The organism is Streptomyces sp. NBC_00510 (assembly GCA_036013505.1).
Classification (GTDB): Bacteria; Actinomycetota; Actinomycetes; order Streptomycetales; family Streptomycetaceae; genus Actinacidiphila.
Genome location: CP107851.1, coordinates 7,975,053 through 8,000,439, shown reverse-complemented (window position 1 = coordinate 8,000,439; position 25,387 = coordinate 7,975,053). Strand labels below are relative to the sequence as shown.

At 73.3% G+C, this 25,387-nt stretch carries 17 protein-coding genes; 7 read left to right on the top strand and 10 right to left on the bottom strand.

What is annotated here, in order from left to right; translation table 11 throughout:
* Nucleotides 1-484: 484 nt before the first annotated feature.
* Both OG937_36185 and cobF read right to left on the bottom strand, forming a co-directional pair.
* Nucleotides 485-1,894, bottom strand: a complete 1,410-nt coding sequence (locus OG937_36185) for an MFS transporter (protein ID WUD76749.1) — start codon at nt 1,892-1,894, stop codon at nt 485-487.
* A gap of 101 nt (nt 1,895-1,995) precedes the next feature.
* The gene (cobF, locus tag OG937_36180; protein ID WUD76748.1) at nt 1,996-2,763 is read right to left on the bottom strand and encodes a precorrin-6A synthase (deacetylating); all 768 of its coding nucleotides are present in this window, start codon (nt 2,761-2,763) and stop codon (nt 1,996-1,998) included.
* Between the two features lie 448 nt (nt 2,764-3,211).
* Between cobF and OG937_36175 the strand changes: the two genes are divergently transcribed.
* Nucleotides 3,212-3,985, top strand: coding sequence for a CAP domain-containing protein (locus tag OG937_36175; GenBank protein WUD76747.1), 774 nt, complete (start codon nt 3,212-3,214; stop codon nt 3,983-3,985).
* Nucleotides 3,986-4,051: 66 nt separating this feature from the next.
* On the opposite strand, the gene OG937_36170 is transcribed toward OG937_36175, so the two are convergent.
* The 5 genes from OG937_36170 to OG937_36150 all read right to left on the bottom strand — a co-directional run bounded on the left by OG937_36170 (nt 4,052) and on the right by OG937_36150 (nt 13,971).
* A complete protein-coding gene (locus OG937_36170) occupies nt 4,052-5,329 on the bottom strand; it encodes a glycoside hydrolase family 18 protein (GenBank protein WUD76746.1) in 1,278 nt (425 codons plus the stop codon).
* 133 nt (nt 5,330-5,462) lie between these two features.
* On the bottom strand, nt 5,463-8,459 hold the full coding sequence (locus tag OG937_36165; protein ID WUD76745.1) for a DUF4981 domain-containing protein: 2,997 nt from the start codon (nt 8,457-8,459) through the stop codon (nt 5,463-5,465).
* Nucleotides 8,460-8,744: 285 nt separating this feature from the next.
* Nucleotides 8,745-11,864, bottom strand: a complete 3,120-nt coding sequence (locus OG937_36160) for a glycosyl hydrolase-related protein (protein ID WUD76744.1) — start codon at nt 11,862-11,864, stop codon at nt 8,745-8,747.
* Between the two features lie 14 nt (nt 11,865-11,878).
* Nucleotides 11,879-13,222 (bottom strand): 6-phospho-beta-glucosidase, encoded by a 1,344-nt coding sequence (locus OG937_36155; protein ID WUD76743.1) that lies wholly within the window; start codon nt 13,220-13,222, stop codon nt 11,879-11,881.
* Nucleotides 13,219-13,971 carry a DeoR/GlpR family DNA-binding transcription regulator gene (locus OG937_36150; protein ID WUD76742.1) on the bottom strand — a complete coding sequence of 251 codons (753 nt, stop codon included), beginning with the start codon at nt 13,969-13,971 and terminating at the stop codon, nt 13,219-13,221. Before OG937_36150 ends, OG937_36155 begins: the two co-directional genes overlap by 4 nt.
* A 195-nt stretch (nt 13,972-14,166) precedes the next feature.
* Between OG937_36150 and OG937_36145 the strand changes: the two genes are divergently transcribed.
* From OG937_36145 to OG937_36130, 4 genes are read left to right on the top strand one after another with little or no spacing between them, the layout of a single operon-like run.
* Nucleotides 14,167-15,219, top strand: a complete 1,053-nt coding sequence (locus OG937_36145; GenBank protein WUD76741.1) for a carbohydrate kinase family protein — start codon at nt 14,167-14,169, stop codon at nt 15,217-15,219.
* A 9-nt stretch (nt 15,220-15,228) separates the two neighbouring features.
* Nucleotides 15,229-16,503 (top strand): extracellular solute-binding protein, encoded by a 1,275-nt coding sequence (locus OG937_36140; protein ID WUD76740.1) that lies wholly within the window; start codon nt 15,229-15,231, stop codon nt 16,501-16,503.
* Between the two features lies 1 nt (nt 16,504).
* Nucleotides 16,505-17,533: a sugar ABC transporter permease gene (locus OG937_36135; protein ID WUD76739.1), complete on the top strand. Its 1,029-nt coding sequence runs from the start codon at nt 16,505-16,507 to the stop codon at nt 17,531-17,533.
* The gene (locus tag OG937_36130) at nt 17,530-18,369 is read left to right on the top strand and encodes a carbohydrate ABC transporter permease (GenBank protein WUD76738.1); all 840 of its coding nucleotides are present in this window, start codon (nt 17,530-17,532) and stop codon (nt 18,367-18,369) included. The genes OG937_36135 and OG937_36130 overlap by 4 nt, the downstream gene beginning before the upstream one ends.
* Nucleotides 18,370-18,416: 47 nt before the next feature.
* On the opposite strand, the gene OG937_36125 is transcribed toward OG937_36130, so the two are convergent.
* Entirely contained in the window at nt 18,417-19,169 is a 753-nt protein-coding gene (locus OG937_36125; protein ID WUD76737.1) for a hypothetical protein, read from the bottom strand.
* 244 nt (nt 19,170-19,413) lie between these two features.
* Between OG937_36125 and OG937_36120 the strand changes: the two genes are divergently transcribed.
* Nucleotides 19,414-20,286, top strand: a complete 873-nt coding sequence (locus OG937_36120; protein WUD76736.1) for a hypothetical protein — start codon at nt 19,414-19,416, stop codon at nt 20,284-20,286.
* Between the two features lie 33 nt (nt 20,287-20,319).
* Here the strand turns inward: OG937_36120 and OG937_36115 are convergent, their stop codons facing one another.
* The gene (locus OG937_36115) at nt 20,320-22,674 is read right to left on the bottom strand and encodes a phosphoketolase family protein (GenBank protein WUD76735.1); all 2,355 of its coding nucleotides are present in this window, start codon (nt 22,672-22,674) and stop codon (nt 20,320-20,322) included.
* A gap of 294 nt (nt 22,675-22,968) precedes the next feature.
* Between OG937_36115 and OG937_36110 the strand changes: the two genes are divergently transcribed.
* Nucleotides 22,969-24,882, top strand: coding sequence for an MEKHLA domain-containing protein (locus OG937_36110; protein WUD76734.1), 1,914 nt, complete (start codon nt 22,969-22,971; stop codon nt 24,880-24,882).
* Here the strand turns inward: OG937_36110 and OG937_36105 are convergent.
* Entirely contained in the window at nt 24,857-25,279 is a 423-nt protein-coding gene (locus OG937_36105) for a VOC family protein (GenBank protein ID WUD76733.1), read from the bottom strand. The genes OG937_36110 and OG937_36105 overlap by 26 nt on opposite strands.
* Nucleotides 25,280-25,387: the final 108 nt, after the last annotated feature.

Sequence of the window (25,387 nt, the reverse complement as noted above, 5' to 3'; positions counted from 1 at the left end):
GGCCTGCCTTCCGGGCGGGGTCGAGCACGCGAACGCGGGGGGCGTTCTGCGCCGGAGCCCGACGACGGTCGGGGAGCGGTCGTTGACGCACCCGATCTCGTGGCGGCGTTCCGGCCGGGGCAGGACACGGCGGAGGGCCGCGTTCAGCACTGCCAGAGGAAGGCGGCCTCGCCGCAGGGCCGGCAGACGAAGACGTAACCGCGGCCCCCGCCATCGAAGTTCGCCGAGGACGTGTGGTCGGCGCCCTCCTCGAGCTGCGCCGTGAACGTCATCGGCGCGGCGCGGGAGGGGCGGCGCGGGGTCTCGTCTCCCCGCAGCCGGCCGGGCTCGCCGCCCAGCTGCCCGAGTGCCCGCTCCGGGGCGGGACCGCCGTCCGGGGTCGGCGCCCCGGTGAACGCGTACGCGCGGTTGCCTCCGGCCGCGGGGTCCGGCAGAGGAAGACCGCCACGGCGCCGCCGTCGGCGGGCGGGTGCGCGAGGAAAGGCTAGGGCTTGCGCGGTACGCACCGCAGGGCCAGGGCGGCGGCGGTGAGGTAGGCGAGGGCGCCGACGGCCATGGACAGGCGCAGGCCCGTGCCGTAGTCGGCGGCGGTGGCCAGGAGGGTGCCGCCGAGGGCCACACCGGCCGCGCTGCCGATCTGGCGGGCGGTGTTGAACAGGGCGGAGGCGGTCCCGGAGTAGCCGGGGGGCGCGGCCGCCATCACGCTGGTGGTCGTGCCGGTGAGGGCGAAGGAGGTGCCGAAGCCCGCGGCCATCATGGGGGCGACGAGCAGCGCGTAGGCCGGCTCGGGCCCCGCCGCGGCCCAGCCGGCGAGCCCGAGGGCGCCCAGCAGCATGCCGGTGACGACCAGCGGACGGTCCCCGGTCCTGCGGGCCAGCCGCCCGGACAGGACGGAGGCGAACATGGTCGTCGCCACGGCCGGGAAGAGGGCGAGGCCGGTGCCCAGGGCGCTGTAGCCGCGCTGGTGCTGGAAGGAGAGGCTGGCGGTGAACACCATGCCGTAGAAGGCGAAGTTGAAGAGCAGCCCGGTCAGCGAGCCGCCGCCGACCGCCCGGGAGCGCAGCATGCGCGGCGGGATCGCGGGCGAGCGGGCCAGCCGCTCGCGCACCGAGAACGCCGCCGCGGCCAGCAGGGCCAGGCCGGCGCCGGCGAGGACCGCCGGATCGGACCACCCGCGCCGCCCGGCTTCGTTGAGGACGGCGGTCAACAGGGCGACCGCGGCCACGACGGCGCACTGCGCGGGCCAGTCCAGGGCCCGGTCGGCGCGCCGGCGCGAGGGCGCGACGTGCCGCAGCGTCAGCGCCAGGCAGGCGACGCCGACGGGGAGGTTGACCAGGAAGACCCACCGCCAGCCCACCGTGGACACGAGCAGCCCGCCCAGCAGCGGGCCCGCGGAGGCCGCGATGCCGGCCATCGAGCCCCACAGCCCGACGGCTCGCGATCGCGCGGCGGGGGCGGGGTAGGCCTGCTGGAGCAGCGCCAGGGAGCCGGGCACGATCAGCGCCGCGCCGAGTCCCTCGGCCAGCCGCGCGGCGACCAGGGACGGGGCGTCCGGTGCGAGCGCGCAGGCGGCCGAGGAAACGGTGAACACGGCCACGCCGGTGCAGAAGACGCGGCGGTTGCCCAGCCGGTCGCCGAGCGCCCCGCCGGTGAGCAGCAGCCCGGCGAACACCATCGTGTAGCCGTCGGTGATCCACTGGATCCCGGTGAGCGAGGCCGACAGCTCCCGGCCCACCACGGGCACGGCGACGTTGATGACGGTCACGTCCAGGATCACCATGAAGTAGCCGGCGCACACCGCCAGCAGCGGTGCCCGTGACCACGGCCGGGCGTCCGGGCCCGGCTCGGCGGCGGGCCCGGGCCCGTCACCGGCGGCCGCCTCCGCGAACGGCACGTCCTCGACCTCATCCCGTACGCAGGGGTTCAGTACCGGATGTCACAGTAAGGGCTGGTAAGTCCGTATCACGGGACCGATCGGCGCGTGCTGCGCGTGGCTCAGCCCGGCTCGCCGGTGCGGCGGCGCAGCAGGTAGGTGTCCATGATCCAGCCCTTGCGCTCGCGGGCATCGGTGCGCGCCCGGAGGATGCGCTCGGAGGTCTCGGCGAGCGGGCCGGAGACGAGGATCTCGTCCTCGGTGCCGAGGTAGGCGCCGTAGTGGATGTCCAGGCCCTCGGGGTCGAGGCCGGCGAAGGCCGCGCCGCCGTCCAGCATGACCACCACGTCGTCGGCGTCCTCGGGGAACCCCTCGGCGAGGCGGCGGCCGGTGGTGATCTGCAGGGGGCGCCCGACCCGGGTGAGGGTGAGGCGGTGGCGGGCCGCGAGGGCGGCGACGCTGCTGATGCCGGGGACGACCTCGTGGGTGAAGGAACCGGGCCGGCGGGCCAGGACCTCCTCGACGACGGCGATCACGCTGTCGTAGAGGGAGGGGTCGCCCCAGACCAGGAAGGCGCCCGTCTCGCCGGGGCCGAGGTGGGCGTCGAGGAGTCCGGCCACCAGGTCGGCGCGGCGGCGGCGCCAGTCCTCGACGGCCTCGGCGTAGCCGGGGGCGGCGCGGTCGCGCTCGGCGTCGGGGACCTCGACGAGGCGGTGGCCGGGGCGCGCGTGCTCGTCCAGCATCCGCCGGCGCAGGCGGATCAGGTCCTGGCGTTCCTCGGGTTTCCCGAGGACGAGGAAGACGTCCGTACGGCCGATCGCCTTGACCGCCTGAAGGGTGAGGTGTTCGGGATCGCCCGCGCCGATGCCGATGACGAGGATGTGTCGCATGCGGTGATTGTGCCCTGCGGTGTGCCCGTGACGGTCGTCGCGGCAACTGTTCCCGGGGCGTCCCGTGATGTCCCTCACGCTGGATCGGGTGGTTACGGTGCGACTTAGTAGCGGGCGTTCACGCGGCATATAACATCTATCCGTAACGGAATGGGACATAATTCGCACAGGGGGGCGACGGCATCCGATCCGTACGGCGTCATGGGTCTCTCCCGGGGCGGGGAAAGCTTTCTGAGGGCCCATCAGGTCTCTTCCGGACCGTGGATCCGGCGGCGCGGCACGCTCACCCGCCGGGCGCAAGAGGCACCGCGGCTACGAGTCCGCGTAGTACCGATCTTTCATTGCCCGACGTTCGGGACGGTCCACACAATGGCCGGGCCCGCCAGCCATCACGGCAGCTCAGGTGGGTTGTGAACACACACGCCGAACCCTGGAGTGAGGTCACGCAATGACGAAGCACCGCCGGATGAAGCCCTTCCGGAAGATCACCGTCGCCGCCCTCGCCGTCGCCGCCGTGGGTGTGCCCTCGGTGGCCATGGCTTGCGTCGGCGGCCAGCAGGGCCCGCAGTACGACGGGTCCCAGGGCCAGGGTGGCCAGGGCCAGGCCCAGGGCCAGGGCCGCTGGAACCACGCGTCGTGGGGCGGGTCCTGGAACGGGTCCGCCGACGGGACGTGGACGCAGGGCGGCCAGTGGGGCGGGAAGCCGTCCTGGGCACCCTCCGCCGCACCCTCGGCCCCCGCCTCCGCGCCCTCGTCGGCGCCCTCGTCCGCGCCCTCGTCGGCACCTTCGTCGGCACCGTCCGCCGCACCGGCCTCCCCGGCCGCGGGTTCGGGCGCCACGCTGACGGGAGCCTCGGCCACCGTGCTCGACCTGGTGAACCAGGAGCGGGCCAAGGCCGGCTGCACGGCCCTGAAGGTCAACGCCAAGCTGAACGAGGCCGCGCAGGACCACAGCAAGGACATGGCCTCGCACCAGAACATGTCGCACACCGGCTCCGACGGTTCGTCACCCGCCGACCGCATCTCCTCGGTGGGCTACAACTGGAGCAGCTACGGCGAGAACGTGGCCTACGGCTACTCCTCCGCCTCCAGCGTGATGAGCGCCTGGATGGCCAGCCCCGGTCACAAGCGGAACATACTGGACTGCTCCTTCAAGGAAATAGGGATCGCGCTGACGCAGCCCGGCAACTACTGGACGCAGGACTTCGGCGCCGCGCGCTGAAGCAGAACGCCGGGAGGACCGGCCGCCCCCGTGGCGGCCGGGCCTCCCGGCGTACGTGCGGTGGGATCAGCGCAGGCCGCGGCCGAGCGCGTTGATCAGCTCACCCTTGGTGGTGTCCCCGCTCAGCTCCCAGAAGAAGGCGCCGCCGAGGCCCTGTGACTTCGCCCAGGCCGCTTTGCCCCGGAGGGTGAGCGGTGTGTCGTAGCTCCACCACTCGTCGCCGCAGCGGGCGTACGCGGTGCCGGCGACCACGCGCGTGGCCGGGCAGCGGGTCTTGAGCACCTTGTAGTCCTCGCTGCCCGCCTCCCAGGTGCCGGGGGCGGGGCCGGTGGCGTCGCCGCCGGGCGCCGTCTGCGTCACACCGGTCCAGCCGCGGCCGTAGAAGCCGAGGCCCAGCAGGAGCTTGCGGGCCGGGATGCCGAGGCCGCGCAGCTTGTGGATGGTCGCCGCCGCGTTGGAGGTCTTCTCCGGGATGCCGCGGTAGGAGGTGAGCGGCGAGTGGGGGGCGGTCGGGCCGGTGGCCGACCACGTGCCGAAGTAGTCGTAGGTCATCGGGTTGTACCAGTTGACGTACTTCGCGGCGCCCGCGTAGTCGGCGGCGTCGATCTTGCCGCCGTCCGAGGCGTCGGCGGTGATGGCGGCGGTGACCAGGTTCTTCTTGCCGAAGCGGTGGCGCACCGCGGCCATCAGGTCCTTGTACGCGGTCGGGCCGCTGGTGTCGCAGGACATGCCGCAGGCGTTGGGGTACTCCCAGTCGATGTCGATGCCGTCGAAGACGTCGGCCCACCGCGGGTCCTCGACGAGGTCGTAGCAGGAGTCGGCGAAGGCCTTCGGGTCGGCCGCGGCCTGGGTGAAGCCGGGCGACCAGCTCCAGCCGCCGAAGCTCCACAGGACCTTGATGTCCGGGTACTGCTTCTTGAGCTTGCGCAGCTGGTTGAAGTTGCCGTGCAGCGCGCCGTCCGCGGTGCTGTCGGCGACGCCGTCGACGCTGCCGGCCGCGTCGTAGGGCTTCTGGTAGTCGGCCCACTCGTCGCCGACGGCGCACTTGCCGTCGCTCACGTTGCCGAAGGCGTAGTTGATGTGGGTGAGCCGCGAGGCCGCGCCCGAGGTGACGATGTTCTTGACGTGGTAGTCGCGGGCGTAGACGCCCCAGTCGATGAAGTAGCCGACGACTTTCGACGTGGCTCCCGTGGTGTGCGGGGCGTGGTGGCCGTGGGACGCCGCCGCGGGTGCCGGCTGGGCCGCGGCGGGGCCGGTGACCAGGCTCGCGGTGAGCAGCGCCGTGCCGGCGGCGACGAGGCCGACCAGGGTTCTGCGGAACCGTGATCCCTGCTGTCTGGGCATGGAGTCACCTCTGGTGAGGAAGCGGTCGTGAGCGCGCGTGGATGCGGGGACACCCTAGAAGGACTAGACCAATGGGGTCAATGGTCTGCACCAATTTGGAAGTCCCCGCTCCGCGCGTCGTGTTGACCGCCCGTCAGAGCGGCTGCAGCGTCCAGGACCAGCGGTGGGTACCCGGGCCCACCCGGTACGCCGGCAGGGTGTCGGGGCCGCAGGAGGCGGTGCCGACCCCGCGGTGGGCGGCGTCCAGGTGGACCACGCACGCGGCGCGCGGCACGAGTTCGTCGTGGTGGGCGGCGGCCGTGAGGTCCGCGGCACGGTAGCGGGTGACGCTCACCTGGCGCGGCACGTCCAGATGGACGGCGATCCCCGGCGCGGCCGCGGCCCCGGTGAGGGTGAAGCGCCGCACGTCGTGCCGCCCGCCGCTCTCCTGCGGCCTCAGGTACGGCGTGAACAACGCGTCCACGTCCGCCCGGTGGAGCCCCACGGTCGCACCCGCGCACCGGTCGGGGTACGTCTCGCCGGGGCCCCGCCCGAACCATTCCAGTGTGTCGAGCCCCGCCACGGTCTCGAAGACCGTGCCGACCCGCGGCAGGTCGGTCAGCGCCTCCGGCAGCACCGCGGTCTCGTCGACGAGCAACCCTCCGTTCGGCAGCGGCGTGAGGACCTGCTCGTGGCCGACGGTGCCCGCGCCGTCCGTCGCGTACGCCGAGCGCACCACCACGCTCGCGCCCTCCCTGCCGACCGACACCAGGGTGCGTTCCAGCGCGTGCAGGCCCCAGGCGCGCCAGCGAGCGGCGATGCCGCCCCACTCGTCGTTGTCGGTGGGGGCCCGCCACAGCGTCAGCACGGGCGGGGCGGTGAGCAGCGGATGCCGGAGCAGTCCGGCGTCGTCGAGCTCCACGGCCCCGGCCCCGTCCGCGGCGAGCACGGCGCCCGCCCGGCTGAGCAGGTCCCGGTGGTCCTCGGCGAGCACCACCTGCGGGGCGCACACGAGCGTGCCGCGCGGCGCCCACGGCAGGTCCTGCGCCGTCGTGACGCGCAGCGTCAGGTGCGAGTCGCCGTGCGGCAGCAGGCTGGTGGGCAGCGGCACCACCGCGCTCTCCCCCGGCGCGAGGTCCGGGAGCCGGGCGGGGGCGGTGCCGGAGTCGCCGATGTGCCACCGCGCGCTCAGCCACGCCAGGCCCGCGAAGTGCTGCCGGTTGGTGATCCGCGCCTCGCGGCGGTCGGGGGTGAGCTCCAGCCGCAGCGGGGCGGCGATCTCGCGGTGCTCGGCCATCGCGGGCTTGGGCGTCCGGTCGGGCAGGACCAGGCCGTCGGCGCAGAAGGCGCCGTCGTGCGGCGTGTCGCCGAAGTCGCCGCCGTACGCCCAGCGGTAGCCGGGGGCGGTCACCCCGTCGGCGTACGCGTCAGCGGGGGCGTCGGGCCCGGCCGGGCGGCCGGCCCCCTCCCCGGTGAGCCGCTGGAGGATGCCGTGGTCCCGGAACTCCCAGACGAAGCCGCCCTGCAGGCCCGGGGTGGACTCGATGGCCCGCCAGTAGTCGGCCAGGGAGCCGTTGCTGTTGCCCATCGCGTGCGAGTACTCGCACAGGATCAATGGCTTGGAGTGCGGACCGGCCGTGATCTCCTCGATGGAGGCGTACATCGGGCAGATGATGTCGCTCGCGGACTGCGCCTCCTCCCAGGCGTCCTTGATCGCGCCCTCGTACTGCACGGGCCGGGTCGGGTCGGTGCGCCGCAGCCAGCCCGCGGCGGCGTCGTGGTGGGCGCCGTAGTCGCTCTCGTTGCCCAGCGACCAGACGACGACACTGGGGTGGTTGCGGTCGCGCAGCACCATCCGGGCCACCCGGTCGGTGAACGCCCCCAGGTAGCGGGGGTCGTCGGCCAGTTCGTGGGCGTGGTCGTGGGTCTCGATGTCGGCCTCGTCCACGACGTACAGGCCGAGTTCGTCGGCGAGGGAGAGCAGGGCCGGGTCGGGCGGGTAGTGCGCGGTGCGCACCGCGTTGAAGCCGTGCCGCTTCATCAGGCACAGGTCGGCCCGCATCTCCTCGGCGTCGACCACGCGCCCGGTCAGGGGGTGGAAGTCGTGCCGGTTGACCCCGCGGAAGTAGACCCGGACGCCGTTGACCAGCAGGTCGGCCCCGGAGATCTCCACGCGGCGGAACCCGACGCGGTGGCGGGACTCGTCGGCCACGCTGCCGTCCGCCCGGTGCAGCCGCACGGTCAGGTCGTACAGGTGCGGCGTCTCGGCGCTCCACGGCCGGACACCGGGCACCGTGGCCCGGATGCGGGCCTCGCCGAGGAAGTCCGAGACGCGCTCGCTCGCGACGTTGGCCCGCGCGAAGGCCTCGTCGGCGGGGAGCCGCAGGATGCCGTCCGGGGTGCACAGCAGTCCGGACACGCTCCAGCCCGCCGGGAGGGCGCCCTCCCCGCTGCGGACCCGGACCGCGACGTCGAGGGTGCCGCCGGGCACGGCCGTGATCCCCACGTCCGCCAGGTGGAGCGGGTCGGTGGCGTAGAGGTGGACGGAGCGGGTGATGCCGCCGTGCCACCACTGGTCCTGGTCCTCCAGGAAGGTCGCGTCGGACCACTTGACGACCGTCAGGCGCACGGTGTTGCGCTCCCCCGGGCGCACCGCGTGCGTGACGTCGAACTCCGAGGCGAGGTGGGAGTCCTTGCCCACCCCGACGGCGGTGCCGTTGACGTGCGCGATCAGCACGCTCTCGGCGGCCCCGACGTGGAGCACGACCCGCCGCCCCGCCCAGTCGGCGGGTACGTCGGCCTCCCGCTCGTACACTCCGGTCGGGTTGCGCCCCGCAGGCGGTGAGGGCGGCAGGTCGGGGAAGGGCATCGTCACGTTGGTGTAGTGCGGCAGGTCGCGCACGCCGTGGATGTCGTCGAAGTCCTGGACGGTCCAGCAGCCGGGCACGTCCGTCTCCGCCCAGCGGCCGGCGAGCGGGGTGCGCGGGGTGGGCAGCAGCTGGAAGCGCCAGCGCCCGTCCAGCGGTACGCGGGGCGCGTCGGGGCGGACGACGGCGTGCATGGGCAGCCGACGCCATCCGGTCAGCTCGGGGGCGTCCCACGGGTCGATCGGAACGGCGGGCTCTGCGCTTGCGGGGCGGCGGTCCTGCATGGGGGTTCCCTCCCGGGAGCGGTCGGTTCGCGGTGGGGCGCGGTGACGGCGGGCCGCGTGGGGACGAGGACCGGGGCGGCGTCGCCGGGGGTGGCCCGGCGGCCGCGGGTCGGGGCCCGCGGTGCGGCGCGATCGGCGCCGGGGAGGACGGGGGTCCGCTGCGACGGCACGGGGGTGACGGCCGGGCGGTACGTCGTCCGGGGCGGGCGTGGTGCGCGCGCCCCGGACGGCCCGGAACGGTCGGGCGGGTGGCCGGTGGCCGGACCGTTCCGGGCGGTGGGGCGGCTACGCGCGCGGCGTCAGACGCAGGGTGAGGATCTGGAACGGCCGCAGGGACACCCGGATCCCTCCGTCGGGCCCGAGCTGCGCGCTCTCCCCCTCCAGCGGGCGTTCCAGCAGGTCGGTCACCTGCACCCGCTCCACCGGGAACGAGGCGCGCAGGGTGGTCGCGGCGCGCCCGCCGAGCGACTCGTACAGCCGGACGACCACGTCGCCGGAGCGGTCGTCGGCGAGCTTGACCGCCTCGATCGCGGCCCGCGTGCCGTCGAGGGTCACCAGGGGCGCGGCCGGCCCGGCGCCCGCGGCCCCGGCGGTGACGCGCAGCGGCAGGTTGAGCTCGTAGCCGCCCGCCACGGCGTCCTCCACGGCCGCGCCGGGCAGCAGCGCGTACGTCATGCGGTGCGTGCCCTGGTCGGCGTGCGGATCGGGCACGCGGGGCGCCCGGACCAGGCTGAGCCGCAGCGTCGTGGTGGTGCCGCCGTCCTCGCGGGAGGCGCGGCCGACATCGTGCCCGTAGGTCGAGTCGTTGAGCACGGCCACGCCGTACCCGGGCTCGGCGACGTGCACCCAGCGGTGGCAGAAGACCTCGAAACGGGCCGCGTCCCAGCTGGTGTTGGTGTGCGTGGGCCGGAAGACGTGCCCGAACTGGATCTCGGCGGCGCTCCGGTCGGCGTGCACGTCCAGCGGGAAGGCCGCCTTGAGGATCTTCTCGCTCTCGTGCCAGTCGATCTCCGTCTCGAAGTCGATCCGCGGGCTGCCGGCGCGCAGCCGTACGGTCTGCGCGAGGCGGGAGGCCCCGAAGGACCGCTCGACGCGGATGGCGCCGACGAGCGGGCCCTCCTCCACGACGGTGATCGCGTCCGCGGCCGTCAGGTCGGTGTACTGGCGGCGGTAGTGCCGGTCGATGTCCCAGGCGTCCCACTGGTTGGGCAGGTCGGTGTGGAGCCGCAGCAGGTTGCCGCGCGCGCCGGGGGCGAGCACCTCGCGGCCGGCGGTCAGGTCGAACACCGAGGTGAGCAGCCCGTCGTCGTCGAGTTCGACGCGGACCAGCCCGTTGTCCAGGACACGGCCGGTGACGGTCACCTTGCCGCCCGGCTCACCCGCCACGACCGGCCCCGCCCCGGAGGCCGGAAGCTCGGCGAAGACCGCCACCCGCCCGTCGGCAAGCGGCTGGCCTCCGGCTCCGTCCGGCGCCGCCGGCACCGCGACGACCTCCGCCCGGGGCCGCGGTGAGGTGTTGAACACCCACGGCGCCGACGGCCCCGTGCCGGGGTCGCCGGCCACCACCGCGGCGGCGGTGGCGGTGATCGCCTCCAGCTCCTCCTTCAGGCGGGCGTAGGTCGCCTCGGCCTCGCGGTGCACCCAGGCGATGGAGGAGCCGGGCAGGATGTCGTGGAACTGGTGGAGCAGGACCGTCTTCCACAGCCGGTCGAGGTCCTCGTACGGGTAGGCGTACGAGGGGTCGCGCAGCGCGGCCGTGGCGGCCCACAGCTCGGCCTCGCGCAGCAGGTGCTCGCCCCGCCGGTTGCCGGACTTGGTGCGGGCCTGGCTGGTGTAGGTGGCGCGGTGCAGCTCCAGGTAGAGCTCGCCGGACCACACCGGGGCGTCCTCGTACTCCTCCCGGGCCTCGCGGAAGAAGGTGTCCGGGTCCTGGACGACGACCTTGGCCGAGCCCTCCAGGTCGCGCAGACGCCGGGCCTTCTCCAGCATCTCGCGGGTGGGGCCGCCCCCGCCGTCACCGTGGCCGAAGGGGACCAGGGAACGCGTGCCGCCGCCCTTGTCGGCGTAGTTGCGCACGGCGTGGGCCATCTCCTCGCCGGAGAACACCGCGTTGTAGGTGTCGACGGGCGGGAAGTGCGTGAAGATGCGGGTCCCGTCGATGCCCTCCCACCAGAAGGTGTGGTGCGGCATCTTGTTCGTCTGGTTCCACGAGATCTTCTGGGTGAGGAACCAGTCCATCCCGGCCAGCCGGGCGATCTGCGGGTAGGCGCCGGTGTAGCCGAAGGAGTCGGGCAGCCACACACCCCGGCACTCGACGCCGAACTCCTCGGCGAAGAAGCGCTTGCCGTGGATCAGCTGGCGGGCCATCGCCTCGCCGCCCGGCAGGTTGCCGTCGGCCTCCACCCACATGCCGCCGACCGGCACCCAGTTGCCGGCCTTCGCCGCCTCCTGCATGCGGCGGTACACCTCGGGGTTGCGCTCCTTGACCCAGGCGTACTGCTGGGCCTGGGAGCAGGCGAAGACCAGCTCCGGGTAGTCGGCGGCGAGCGCGGTGACGTTGGAGAAGGTGCGGGCGGTCTTGCGCTTGGTCTCACGCAGCGGCCACAGCCATGCGCTGTCGATGTGGGCGTGGCCGACCGCGGACAGCGTGTGGGCGCTGGCGTGGGCGGGCCGGGACAGCGCCCCGGCGAGTTCCGCGCGGGCCGCGGCGGCGGTGCCGGCGACGTCCGCGATGTCGAGGGCGTCGAGCATCCGCTCCAGGGCGCGCAGCAGTTCGTGGCGGCGCGGCTCGGCCGTGGACAGCTCACGCATCAGTTCGCCCGCGACCTCGATGTCGAGGACGAGGTGCCACACGTCCTCGTCGAGCACGGCGAGGTCCGCGCGGGCCATCGTGTACAGCGGTTCCGCGGGCGCGGTGAGCCGGTCGCCGAGCGGGGTCGGCAGGAAGCCCTTGGCCAGGATGTCGGGATTGGCGGCGGCCTCCAGCAGCAGTTCCACCGGCTCGCCGCCGGCCGCGGGGTTCGCGACGGGCACGTACTGGTTGCGCGGCTCGATGCCCTTGACCGGGGTGCCGGAGGCGTCGTGCACCAGGGCCTCGGCCTGGCCGCCGGGCCAGTCGCCGATGAAGCCGAGGTCGAAGACGGCCTCGACGCGCCGGCCGGCCCATTCCGCGGGGACGGTGCCCTGGGCGCGTATCCAGCTGGTCGACCAGGGGGTGCCCCAGCGGTCGCCGACCGCGAAGGGCACGTACCCGGCGGCCAGCGCCTCGCCCACCGGCACCGGTTCGCCGTCCACGTGCCACGCGGTGAGCGTCAGCGGCACCGACGCGGCGTACACCGCGGGGCGGATGCGCTGTTCGAGGACGCGGTCGAGGCGCGCCTCGACCTGCTTGCGGTCGTCGTGCATGGGTGCTGTTCCCCTCAGTCCCGGAGGTAGGCGAGGTCGGGTACGTGCTTGCGGTAGCCGTCGAGCAGACGCTGGGCGACGGCGACGGAGTCGACGAGCGGGTGGAGCGCGAAGGCGCGCAGGGCGGCGGCGCGCTCGCCGGTGGTGGCGGCACGGATGACGTCGCGCTCGACGGCCTTGACGGAGGTGACCAGGCCGACGGCGTGGCCGGGCAGCGGATCGCCGACGATCGGGCGGGCGCCGTTGGCGTCCACGTGGCAGGGCACCTCCACGACGGCCTCGGCGTCGAGCGGCTCCAGGGCGCGGCGGTTGCGGACGTTGAGGATCAGCGTGGTGCGCTCGTCGAGGGCGATGGCCCGCATCAGGGCGAGGGCGACCTTCTCGTAGCCGCCGGACTCCAGGTCGCACGAGTCGCGTTCGCCGGCTCCCGCGGCCTCCCGCACGTCGGCGCCGTAGGTGGTCTCGCGCTCCAGGCGGGTGGCGTCCCAGGCCGCGAAGGGCTCGGTGCCCGGGGCGCGCATCGTCTCGTAGAAGCGCTGCTGCTGCTCCAGGAGGAAGGCGCCGCGGGTGTGCTCGGCGTCGCGCGCGGCGGCGACGGTCTCCCGGTTGGAGTAGTAGTAGTTCAGGTACTCGTTGGGCACCGAGCCGAGGGTGCGCAGCCAGTCGGCGCCGAAGAGCTTGCCCTCCTCGAAGGAGGTGAGCGCCGCCTCGTCGGCCAGCAGGCGCGGGAGCAGGTCGACGCCGTCCACGCGCACCGCCCGCAGCCAGCCGAGGTGGTTCAGGCCCGCGTAGTCGAACCAGGCGCGGCCGGCGTCGACGCCCAGGGCGCGCGCCACCCGCCTGCCGAGGCCGACGGGCGAGTCGCAGATGCCGATGACGCGGTCGCCGAGGTGGTGGGACATGGCCTCGGTGACCATGCCGGCGGGGTTGGTGAAGTTGATGACCCAGGCGTCGGGCGCCAGCCGCGCGATGCGGCGCGCGATGTCGACGGCGACAGGGATGGTGCGCAGCCCGTACGCGATGCCGCCGGGGCCGACCGTCTCCTGGCCGAGGACGCCCTCGTCGAGGGCGACGCGCTCGTCGACGACCCGTCCGGCGAGGCCGCCGACGCGGATCGCGGAGAACACGAAGTCGGCGCCGGTGACGGCCGCGTCGAGGTCGGTGGTGACGGTGACCCCGGGCGCGTCGGGGTATCCCTGCGCCTGCTGCCGCAGCACCCGGACGATGGCGTCCAGGCGTCCGGGGTCCAGGTCGTGCAGGGTCACGTGGGTGACGCGGCCCGCCGCACGGTCCTCCAGCAAGGCGCGGTAGACCAGCGGGACGCGGAAGCCGCCACCACCGAGAATCGTGAGCCTCATACCTCGACCACCTCCACCCCCGCCTCGCGCAGCGAGGTCCGGGTCGTCGCGTCCGCCGGGGCGTTGGTCACCACGACGTCGATGTCCTCGGGCCCGCACACACGGGCCATGCCGGTGCCGGGGAACTTCCCGGCGTCCGCCGCGAGCACCACCTGGTCGCTCGCCGCGATCATGGCCCGTTTGACGGGCACCTCCACGGCGGTCGTGTCCAGTATCTGCCCGCCCGGGCGGATGCCGCTGGTGCCCAGGACCAGCCGGTCGGCCCGGACCTGGCGCAGGTTGTCCTCGGTGAGGAAGCCGACCAGGGAGCGGTACTCGCGGCGCACGACCCCGCCGAGCAGCACCAGCTGGACGTCCTTCTCGTCCTGCAGCTCCTCGTAGACCGCGAGGTTGCTGGTGATCACCGTGAGCGAGCGGCCGCGCAGGTGCCGGGCGACCCGCAGTGCGGTGGTCCCGATGTCCAGCAGCACGGTCTCGCCGTCCTTGATGATCTCGGCGCAGCGGACGGCGATGGCGTCCTTGGCCTCGACGCGGACGGCGGCGACGTCCGGGAACGGGTCGTCCTCGCCGGTCAGCGGGACCGCACCGCCGTAGACCCGCTTCAGCAGGCCCTCGTCCTCGAGCTGGATGAGGTCGCGGCGGATCGTGGCCTGGCTGGCGCCGATCCGCTCGGCCAGCACGGTCACCGAGGTGGGGCCGTCCGCCCGCAGCGCACGGAGGATCAGCTCATGTCGTCGGTCGGGGAGCATGACACGAACCCTACCCGGGCTCTCTGCAAAGTCAATCAAAGTCGAGCAGGTTTGTGATTGACCCTTGTCAAACCACTGCACAGCATGCAAGCTCTTGCCTACTTCAGGCCGGGGCGTCCCCCCGTCCGGGCCTGGACCGGGGGGACACGAAGCACCGGGCGCCCCGCGCCGGTGCCCCTGGAGAGGTAGGTCGCAATGCCGCGGTCGACACACGCCGGCAGCACCCGGGAGGAGGCAGCCGATGTCTTCCTGTCAGGGCTGCTCTTCTTCGACCTGGGTTTCACCGGGCTCCCCTCGGCTCCCACCCCGGGCGCCGAGGTGTGGACCAAGGGCATGGGCACGTCCCCCGGCGGGATCGCCAACTTCGCGGTCGCGCTGAGCAGGCTGGGGCTGCGCACGTCGCTGTCCGCGGCCTTCGGCGAGGACCTGCTCGGCACGCACCTGTGGCACGAGCTGTCCGTCACCGAGGGCGTCGACCTCTCCCGCTCGCGCCGCTTCGCCGGGTGGCCGACCCCGGTGACCGTCTCGCTCGCGTACGACGGCGACCGGGCGCTGGTCACCCACGGCCAGGAGCCGCCGCTCGGCCCGGACGCGATGATCGGCGAACCGCCGCCCAGCCGGGCCGCGATCGCCCACATCGGCGCCGAGCCGCTGGAGTGGGTGGGGCGCGCGCACGCGGCGGGCACCCTAGTCTTCGCCGACGTCGGCTGGGACCCCTCGGAGCGCTGGAGCCCGGCGGTGCTGGAACAGCTCGCCCTGTGCCACGCCTTCATGCCCAACGCCGAGGAGGCGATGGCCTACACCCGCACCGGCACCCCGCGGGCGGCGCTGTCCCGGCTGGCCGACCTGGTACCGCTCGCCGTGGTCACCGACGGCGCCGGGGGCGCGCTGGCGGTGGACTCCACGACGGGCGAGAGCGCGTCGGTGGCCGGACTGCCGGTGGACGCCGTCGACACCACCGGCGCCGGCGACGTCTTCGGGGCCGGGCTGGTCGCCGCCACCCTGGCCGGCCGGCCGCTCGCCGACCGGCTGCGTTTCGCCAACCTCGTCGCCGCGCTGTCCGTGCGGCGGATCGGTGGCGCCGCCGCCGCACCGGACGTGGCCGCCGTCGACCGCTGGTGGCGGTCCGTGCGCGACTCCCCCGGCAACGACGACCTGCGCTCCGCCTACGCCTTCCTCGACCACACCGTGCCGGCCGCCGCGACGACCGCCGCCGGCCCGCACCACGCCGATCAGCCCGAGCAGTAGGAGAACCCCGTGGACCTTTCCCGCAGACGATTCCTGCAGGCGACCGTGCTCACCGCCGCGGCCGCCGGCCTCACCGCCGCGTGCGGTGGCGGCGGAGCGGGCGGCACCAGGAACGGCAAGAACCTCACGCTCTGGTACTGGGGCGGCGGGCTGAGTGACAAGGTTGTCAAGGACGCCGAGGCGCACTTCACCGAAGTGACCCTGAAGTCCGCGCAGATAGGCGGCGACTTCAAGCAGAAGCTGCTCACGACGCTGACCGGGGGCCAGTCCGTGCCCGACATCACCGGCATCAAGGGCGAGGACATGGCCTCCTTCCTGCCCAATGCCAACCGCTTCCTGGACCTCAACGACCTGGGCTTCAAGGACGTGGCCCCGCAGTACCTGGAGTGGAAGACCAAGCTGGCGCGCAGCGAGGACGGCCGGCAGATCGGCTTCCCGATCGACATCGGCCCCACCGCGATGTTCTACCGCGCGGACTTCTTCGAGCAGGCCGGGCTGCCCTCCGAGCCGGAGCAGGTCGCGGCGCAGATCAAGACCTGGGACGACTGGCTGGCCGCGGGCCGGGAGCTGCACAAGGCGGTGCCGTCGGCGTCGCTGATCAACAGCGCGAGCGCGGTCTTCGACATCGCCGTCGGCCAGGGCACGCAGCGCTTCATCGACACCGGCAACCACTTCGTCGGCGACCAGGACCACATCCGTGCCGCCTGGGACCTGGCCGTGCGGCCGTACGAGCTCGGGCTCGACGCCAAGATCAACGACAACAGCTGGAACGCGGCCATCGCCAAGGGCACGCTGGCGACCGAACTCGGCGCCGCCTGGCACGCCCTGGACATCTCCTCCGCCGCCCCCGACTCCAAGGGCAAGTGGCGCGTGGCCCCGATGCCGGGCGGCCCGTCCAACCTCGGCGGCTCGTTCCTGGCGCTGCCCCGCCAGTGCCGCAACCCCGAGCAGGCCTTCAAGGTCGTGAGTTGGCTGCTGAGCCCCGCCAACGACGCCCGCGGCTTCGCCGACGCCGCGATCTTCCCGGCCGCCCCCGCGGCCTACGCGATGCCGCAGATGACCGCCGGCGATCCGTACTTCGGCGGCCAGAAGACCATCGACGTCTTCGGGCCGGCCGCCAAGGCGATCCCGGCGGCCTACGAGGCCCCGGCGGACGCGGCCCTGATGGCGACGTACAAGACCGAACTGACCAACGTCGAGACCAAGGGCAAGAAGCCGGACGACGCCTGGAAGGACGCCGTGGCCCAGGCAAAGCAGATCGCGCAGCGGCAGGGCGTGCGCTGACATGGCGGCGCCTCCGACCACCGGCCCCGGCTCCGTCGCGGTGGACGCCACCGGCGGCGGCCCGGGGCGGCCGCGCCTGCGTCCACGCCGCTCCGCGCCCGCGCACCACCTGCCGCAGCCGGCGGCGCGGGCCGCCCGGCGCGGTGCACTGTCCTTCTGGCCGCAGTACCTGGCGATCTCGCCGTTCTACCTGGTCTTCGGCGTCTTCATGCTCTGGCCGGTGTTCTACTCGCTCTACCTGGCCTTCCACCGCTGGGACGGCATCGGCGAGATGCAGTTCGTCGGGTTGCAGCAGTTCCGCTTCCTGATGGACGACCCGGTCTTCTGGCTGTCGATCCGCAACACCCTGGCCATCTGGGTGCTGTCGACGGTGCCGACGCTCCTGGGGGCGCTGGTGCTGGCCACGCTGCTCAACTCCGTGCGGCGCTTCAAGTCCTTCTACCGGATCGCGCTCTTCCTGCCGAACGTCACCTCGATCGTCGCCATCGCGATCTTCTTCGGGGCGGTCTTCAGCAACAACTTCGGCCTGGTCAACGCGATCCTGCACATGGCCGGCCTGCCCGAGGTCCAGTGGATGAGCAATCCGTGGACCATCAAGCTGGTCATCGCGCTGCTGATGACCTGGCAGTGGACCGGGTACAACATGATCATCTACTTGGCGGGGATGCAGGCCATCCCCGGCGAGGTCTACGAGGCGGCGCGGATCGACGGGGCCGGGCCGGTGCGGACCTTCCTGCGCATCACGATCCCGATCCTGCGCCCGGTCATCCTGTTCACGGTCGTCATCTCGACCGTCAACGGCCTGCAGAGCTTCACCGAGCCGCAGGTCCTCTTCGGGAGCAACGCGGCCAACGCCAATCTCGGCGGCCCCGGCCAGGCGGGTCTGACCACCTTGCTCTACTTCTACCAATCGGCGTTCTCCAACAACGACTTCGGCTACGGGGCCGCCATCGTCTGGGCGTTCTTCGTGCTCATCCTCGTGCTCGTCGTCGTCAACTGGCGCCTCGTACAGCGCGGGAGGAAGTCATGACGCGCACCACACGGTCGCTGCGCCCCAAGGGGCTCACCGCGCACCTCGTGCTGATCGTCGCGGTCCTCGTCTCGGTCTTCCCGTTCTACTGGACGATCGTCATGGCGACCAACACCACCCGCGACATCTACCGCACGCCGCCCAAGGTCTCCTTCGGCCCGCACCTGCTGGACAACGTCCGCACGGTGCTCGACAGCATCGACTTCTTCGGCTCGATGCTCAACACGCTGGCCGTCGCCTGCGTCTCGACCGTGCTCGTGCTCCTCGTCGACTCGATCGCGGCCTTCGCCTTCGCCAAGTTCGACTTCCCCGGGCGCAAGTGGCTCTTCGGGGTGCTGCTCGTCTTCATGATGCTGCCGCTGCAGCTGGCGATCATCCCGCAGTACCTGATCATGATGCACCTGGGCTGGCTGGGCACGCTCAAGGCGCTCATCCCGCCCGCGCTGGCCAACGCCTTCGGCATCTTCTGGCTGCGCCAGTACGTCAGCGGGGGCGTCCCCGACGAACTCCTCGACGCCGCCCGCATGGACGGCTGCGGCTTCCTGCGCCAGTACTGGCACGTGGTGCTGCCGATGATCCGCCCGGCGCTGGCGTTCCTCGGCATCTACGCCTTCGTCAACGCCTGGAACGACTACGTCTGGCCGCTGATCGCCCTGGTCAACCCCGAGCACATCACGCTCCAGGTCGCCCTGGCCCAGCTCAACGTCGGCCGCTCCACCGACTACAGCGTCGTGATGGCCGCCGTGCTCATCGCCTCCGCACCCCTGGTGCTGGTCTTCGCGCTCTTCGCCCGGGGTTTCATCGCGGGCGCGACCGAGGGGGCCGTCCGCGGCTGACCCGTCACCGGTCCCGGGGCGCGCCGCCCGGCGCCCCGGGCGGGCGGTCAGCCCGTCTGCACCGTGACCATGCCGTTCTCGGTGGTGGCGGTGATCCTGCGGGACGACGACGGATCGGTCGGCACGCTCACCTGCCTCATGCCGACGCCGGTCCGGGCCCGCACGTCGTAGGCGGTTCCGGGCGGCACGGTGACGGTGACCATGCCGTTCTCGGTCGTGGTGGTGACCTCCTGCGGTGCGACCGCGAAGGTCGCCTCGACCGTGCCGTTCTCGCTCGTCAGGGACGCCCGGCGGGCGCCCAGCGCGGTGCCGGTGACGCTGCCGTTGCCCGTGCCGAGGTCGACCGCGCCGGTGACGCCGTCCGCCTCGACCTCCCCGTTGTCCACCCTGACGGTGACGGGCGTCGCGGGGGGCACCCTGACGACGTAGTCGACCTTGCACGGCCGGCTGTTCCCGCACCCGGAGCCGACCAGCCTCAGGGTGCCGCCTTCGACCCGATGACGGGTGGCCGGCTTCACGGCGCCGTACTCCAGGGTCTCGGTCACCGACATCGGCCCGCTCCCCACGGTGATCCGCACGGAGCCGTTCTCATTGCGCACGTCGAGCGCCTTCGCGCCGGAGATCTCGTAGGAGTGCGGGGAGGACCCGCCCGTCGCGCCGCCGGGCGACCCTTCCCCCGAGGGGACGACGCGGCCGGTGACGTCGGCACCGGGTGCCCCGTCGCCGCCCGCGTCGCAGGACACCAGGAACCCCGCCGCCGCAAGCACCAGGACGACCGCCACCGCGCGCCAACTCTTCACCACTGCCTTCTCCTTGCACGTCGTCAACCATCGCCCCACGGGGAGCATATCGCTGCAAAGGCGGCATTCCCGATCCTCCGATGGGGTGACCGGCCCGCCGGCGGGCGTCTGCACCGGGGCTGCCCGGGGACTCCGTCGCCCGGCTGGCGGTCGGCGTCGCCGTGCTGCTCGTCGCCTTCGGCGAGCAGGGGATGACGCGTGGCGGTCGCACCGGCCGCCCGCCTCCGGCCGTTACGGTCCGTGCATGGGACCGGGTATCGCCTTCGCTCTGTGTGCCGCCGTCCTGATGGGGACGGCGACGGTGATACAGGCCATGGGCGCGCGCCGGGCCGCCGCCGGCTCGCCCGGGGCGCCGTGCTCGGGCGCGCGGACGCTGCTGGCGGCACTGCGGTGCTGGCCGTTCGTCGCGGGCGTCGGGATGGACGCGCTGGGCTTCGCGGCGGAGCTGGTCGCGCTGCGGTCCCTGGCGCTGTTCGTGGTCGAGGCGGCGCTGGCGTCCTCGCTCGCGGTCACCGCGGTCGTGGCGGCGGTGCTGCTGAAGGTGCGGTTGCGTGCGGCGGAGTGGACGGCGGTCGGCGCGGTGTGCGTCGGGCTCGCGGTGCTGGCGGTCTCCGCGGGCCGGGACGGCGGGGGCGAGGGGGACCTGCGGCTGCGGCTGGCGATCCTCGTCACGGCGGTCGTGCTGGCGGTCGCCGGCCGGATCGTGGACCGCCGTGTGACGCGGAGCAGGGCGGCGGTGCTCGGCGCCGTGGCGGGGCTCGGCTTCGGCGTCGTGGCGGTCGCGGTACGGATGCTGATCGGGTTCGAGGTGGGCGAACTGCTCGCGGACCCGGCGACGTACGCCGTCGTCATCTCGGGGATCACCGGCTTCGTCTTCCTCGTCGACGCCCTCCAGGCGGGCTCGGTGACCGCCGCGACGGCGGCGATGGTCATCACCGAGTCCCTGTGGCCCGCGCTGTTCGGGGTGGTGTGGCTGGGGGACTCCACTCGGCACGACCGGGCCCCGCTCGCCGTGCTCGGCTTCGTGCTGTCGATCGCGGGGGCACTGGTCCTGGCGCGGTTCGGGGAGGCGGAGCAGGGCGCGCCGCCCGCGTCGGCCGCGGGCGGCGCGCCGTGAAGGACGGCTGACGGTCGCCCGCGGGTCAGCCGGTCACCGTCCCGGCCACGTCCACTCGGTGACCTCGGGCAGGTCCACGCCGTGCTCGCGGATCCACGCGTGGTGCCGCAGCCGGGCGTCCTCCATCAGCTGGCGTACCGGCGCGGCCCGCACCGCGAGTCCCGGCACGCGGTCGATGACGTCCATGACCAGCCGGAAGCGGTCGAGGTCGTTGCGGACGACCATGTCGAAGGGCGTGGTCGTGGTGCCGATCTCCTTGTAGCCGCGCACGTGCAGGTGGGCGTGGCCGGTGCGGCGGTAGGCGAGCCGGTGGATGAGCCACGGGTAGCCGTGGTAGGCGAAGATCACCGGCTTGTCGCGGGTGAAGAGCGCGTCGTACTCCGGGTCCGCCATGCCGTGCGGATGCTCGTCCTTGGGCACCAGCCGCGCGAGGTCGACCACGTTGACCACCCGTACGGCCAGCTCGGGCAGATGACGGCGGATCAGTGAGGCGGCGGCCAGCACCTCCTGGGTGGGCACGTCCCCCGCGCAGGCGAGGACGACGTCCGGTTCGCGGGTGCCGTCCTCGGTGCCCGCCCACTGCCAGACTCCCGCGCCGCGGGCGCAGTGGGCGCGGGCGGCGTCGAGGTCGAGCCAGTCGAAGCAGGGCTGCTTGCCGGCGACGACCACGTTGACGTAGTCGCGGCTGTGCAGCACGTGCTCGGCGGTCGACAGCAGGGTGTTGGCGTCCGGCGGCAGGTAGACCCGCACGACCTCGGGCGCCTTGTTGAGGATGTGGTCGATGAAGCCGGGGTCCTGGTGGGAGAAGCCGTTGTGGTCCTGCCGCCACACGTGCGAGGTCAGCAGGTAGTTCAGGGAGGCGATGGGGCGGCGCCAGGGCAGCGCCCGCGTGGTGCGCAGCCACTTGACGTGCTGGTTCACCATGGAGTCGACGATGTGGACGAAGGCCTCGTAGCAGGAGAACAGCCCGTGCCTGCCGGTGAGGAGGTAGCCCTCCAGCCAGCCCTGGCAGGTGTGCTCGGACAGGATCTCCATGACGCGGCCGTGCCGGTCGAGGTTCTCGTCGACCGGGAGCACCTCGGCCTGCCAGGCCTTGCCGCTGGCCTCGTAGACCGCCTGGAGCCGGTTGGAGGCGGTCTCGTCGGGGCCGACGAGCCGGAAGTCGCGGCGCTCGGCGGTGTCGGCCATGACGCGTTCCAGCAGGTCGCCGAGGATCCGGGTGGGCTCGTGCAGGGTCACGCCCGGCTTGTCGACCTCGACGGCGAACCGCTCCAGGGGCGGCACGGGCAGGTCGCGCAGCAGCAGCCCGCCGTTGGCGTACGGGGTGGCGCCGAGCCGCAGGTCGCCCTCGGGGACGCAGGCCAGCACCGCGGCGGTGGGCGCGCCGTGCTCGTCGAACAGCTCCTGCGGCCGGTACGAGCGCATCCACTGCTCGAGCTGCCGCAGGTGCTGGGGGTTGTCGCGGACCGCGGCCAACGGCACTTGGTGGGCGCGCCACGTGCCCTCCACGGGCAGGCCGTCGACCTCGGCCGGGCCGGTCCACCCCTTGGGCGTGCGCAGCACGATCACGGGCCAGCGCGGGCGCCCGCTCTCCCCGCCCTCGCGGGCGGCGGCCTGGATCTGCGCGATGCGGTCCAGGGCGGTGTCCATCGCCTCGGCCATCGCGGCGTGCACGGCCATCGGGTCGTCCCCGGTGACGTGCAGCGGCTCGTGTCCGTAGCCGCGCAGCAGTTCGTCGAGCTCGCCCTCCGGGATGCGGGCCAGTACGGTCGGGTTGGCGATCTTGTAGCCGTTCAGGTGCAGCACGGGCAGGACGGCCCCGTCGTGGACGGGGTCGAGGAACTTGTTGGAGTGCCAGGACGCGGCGAGCGGCCCGGTCTCGGCCTCGCCGTCGCCGATGACGCAGGTGACGACGAGTTCGGGGTGGTCGAAGGCGGCACCGTAGGCGTGCGAGAGCGAGTAGCCCAGCTCACCGCCCTCGTGGATCGAGCCGGGGGTCTCCGGCGCGACGTGGCTCGGCACGCCCCCGGGGAAGGAGAACTGCCGGAACAGCCGGTCCATGCCCGCGGCGTCACGGGGGACGTCCGGGTAGGTCTGCGAGTACGTGCCCTCCAGCCACGCGTTCGCCAGGACGGCCGGGCCGCCGTGCCCCGGGCCCCAGACGGCGAGCTCCCGCTGCCCGCGGGCCTTGATCACCCGGTTGAGGTGGGTGTACACGAGGTTCAGGCCGGGCGAGGTGCCCCAGTGGCCGAGCAGCCGTGGTTTCACGTGTTCGGGGCGGAGCGGTTCGGCCAGGAGCGGATTGCCCATCAGGTAGATCTGGCCGACGGCCAGGTAGTTCGCGGCGCGCCAATGGGCGTCGAGGGCACGGAGCTCCTCGTCGTGCATGGCTTCCTCCGAAACGTCGGGTACGGGAGACCTCTCCTTCCCAGACTCGGCACTCCCGATGACGGTCCGCTAGGGCCGGATGGGGCCTCTTCCGGTGGTCCGGACGCCGACGGGATGTCCGACACGGGCCGTGATCTGGAGCGCGCGTGCCGCAGGAGGGGGCAGGGAAGATCGCGGATTGAGCGGATTCGGGCGAACCGGACCGGTTTCGGCGCATCCCCGGCACGGCCCGCCGCCAGGCCCTACGGTCCCGGAATCGGCCCCGAACGGACCCGGATGGACAGGGGGACCACGATGCACGAGACCAGGACCGACACGCCGGCCCCGGCGGTCGGCGACCCGGCCGCCGAGGAGATGTTCCGCGCGCTGCTGGAGGCGGCCCCGGACGCGATGGTCATCGTGGACGGCACCGGTGTCATCAGACTGGTCAACGCCCAGACCGAGTCCCTGTTCGGCCACACCCGGCAGGAACTGCTGGGCCGCCCCGTCGAGGTGCTGGTCCCCGATCGCTTCCGCGGCCACCACCCCGCCTACCGGCACGGCTACGCGCACAACCAGCAGGTACGGCCGATGGGCGCCGGGCTGGAGCTGTACGGGCTGCGCAAGGACGGCCGGGAGTTCCCCGTCGAGATCAGCCTGAGTCCGCTGCAGACCGCCGACGGCCTGCTGATCTCCGCGGCGGTGCGCGACGTCAGCGAGCGCAAGGCCGCCGAGGAGCGCATCAACGAGCTGGCGGTGCTCGTCGAGTCGTCCCAGGACGCGATCCTCGCCAAGACCCTCGACGGCCGCATCACCTACTGGAACGCCGCGGCACAGCGGCTGTACGGCTACGCGGCGGAGGAGGCCATCGGCCGGCACGTGTCCATGCTGGCCCCGGCGCACCTGAAGGAGGAGATCGCGACCCTGCTGGAGCGGCTCGGCCGGGGCGAGCGGGTGGAGCACTTCGAGACGCTGCGGGTGACGAGCACCGGGCACCTGCTCGACGTGGACGTGACCCTCTGGCCGATCCGCGACCGCGACGGGGCCATCGTGGGCGCCTGCTCCATCGTGCGCGACATCGCCGACCTCAAGCGTGCCGAGGAGGAGCTGACGGAGCTGTACCGGCAGCAGCGGCACATCGCGCTGACCCTGCAGCGCAGCCTCATGGGGTCACCGGTCGAGCCGCCCGGCATGCGCACCGCCAGCCGCTACTTCCCCGCCACGCAGGGCGCGGGCGTCGGCGGTGACTGGTTCGACCTCATCCCGCTGGGCGGCGGTCAGGTGGGTGTGCTCATCGGCGATGTGATGGGGCGTGGCCTGGAGGCAGCCGCGGTGATGGGGCAGTTGCGGTCGGCGGCCCGCGCGCTGGCCAAGACCGGGATACCCCCGCGGCAGTTGATGCAGGCGCTCGACGCCTTCGTCACCGACCTGCCCGACCAGCTCGTCACCTGCTGCTACCTGGTGGTGGACCCGGACGCGGGCGAGGTGACGGTCTGCTCTGCGGGCCATCTTCCGGTGCTGCTGGTGGATCCCGGCCCCGAGGCCGCCGTGCGCGAACTGCCCGCGCCGATCAGCGTGCCGCTCGGCGTCGGCGACGTGCCGCACCAGCAGGTGTGCCTGCCCGTCCCCGCCGGGTCGACGCTCGTGCTGTACACCGACGGGCTGGTCGAGACGCCGCGCTCCGACATCGACGCACAGCTCCGCCGGCTCGGCACGGAGCTGCGCACCGCCTTCGCCCGCTCCCCCGGGCTGGAGGAGGCCGCCGACACGGTGCTGGCCTCGCTCCGCCCCGACGCCGACGGCCACGCCGACGACGTCACCCTGCTGCTCGCCCGGCTGCCCGAGGCCCCGCTCGCCGCGACCGCCATGGAGGTCACGGCCGTCCCCTCGGCGGTCGCCGACGCGCGCGGCTTCGTCCGCGGGACCCTGGCGCAGTGGGGCTGCGAGGAGATCTCGGACGCCGCCTGCCTGCTGGCCTCGGAGGTCCTCACCAACGCCGTGCGGCACGCCCAGGGGCCGTTGCGGCTGCGGCTGCACCGTACCGACCGGGAGATCACCGTCGAGGTCACCGACCACAGCACGCACATCCCGCAGCGCCGTCCGGCCGAACTCGGCGACGAGTCGGGGCGCGGTCTGCTGCTGGTGGAGGCCCTGGCCACGGGCTGGGGCACCCGGCCGTCCAGCGACGGCAAGACGGTCTGGTTCACCCTCCCGCTGGCGCACCGGTGACGCTCCGGCCGGCGCCGCCGGTCACCTCGGCCACCTCCACGAAGTGCGGGTTGTACATCACGCCGAGCAGGTTGCCGAAGGGGTCGAGCGCCGCGCCGGCGACGAAGCCGTGGCCGTAGTCGCGCGGTGCCTCGTGCGGGCGGGCCCCCAGGGCGAGGAGCCGCTCCCAGACCGCCTCGACGTCGTCGACGTGCCAGTAGGCGACGACGCCGGCGGGCGCGGAGGGCGTGCGGGAGACGCCCAGCTCCTGGCTGTGGTCGCCGAGGCGGAACTCGATGTAGTCCGGGGTGTCGAAGTAGGGCTCGATGCCGAGCAGTTCGGTGTACCAGGCCTTGGCGGCCGCGAGGTCCTGTGCGTGGTAGCGGATGGTGGCCACGCCACGGAATGTCGTCGTCATGCCGTCATGCTCGCCTGCCTTGCGGTCAGTTCCGGTCCGCATGGCGCGGGACCGGGCCCGGACGGCGGTGCGGGCACGGCCACGGCCGCGCGCCGCTGGTCCCGGCCC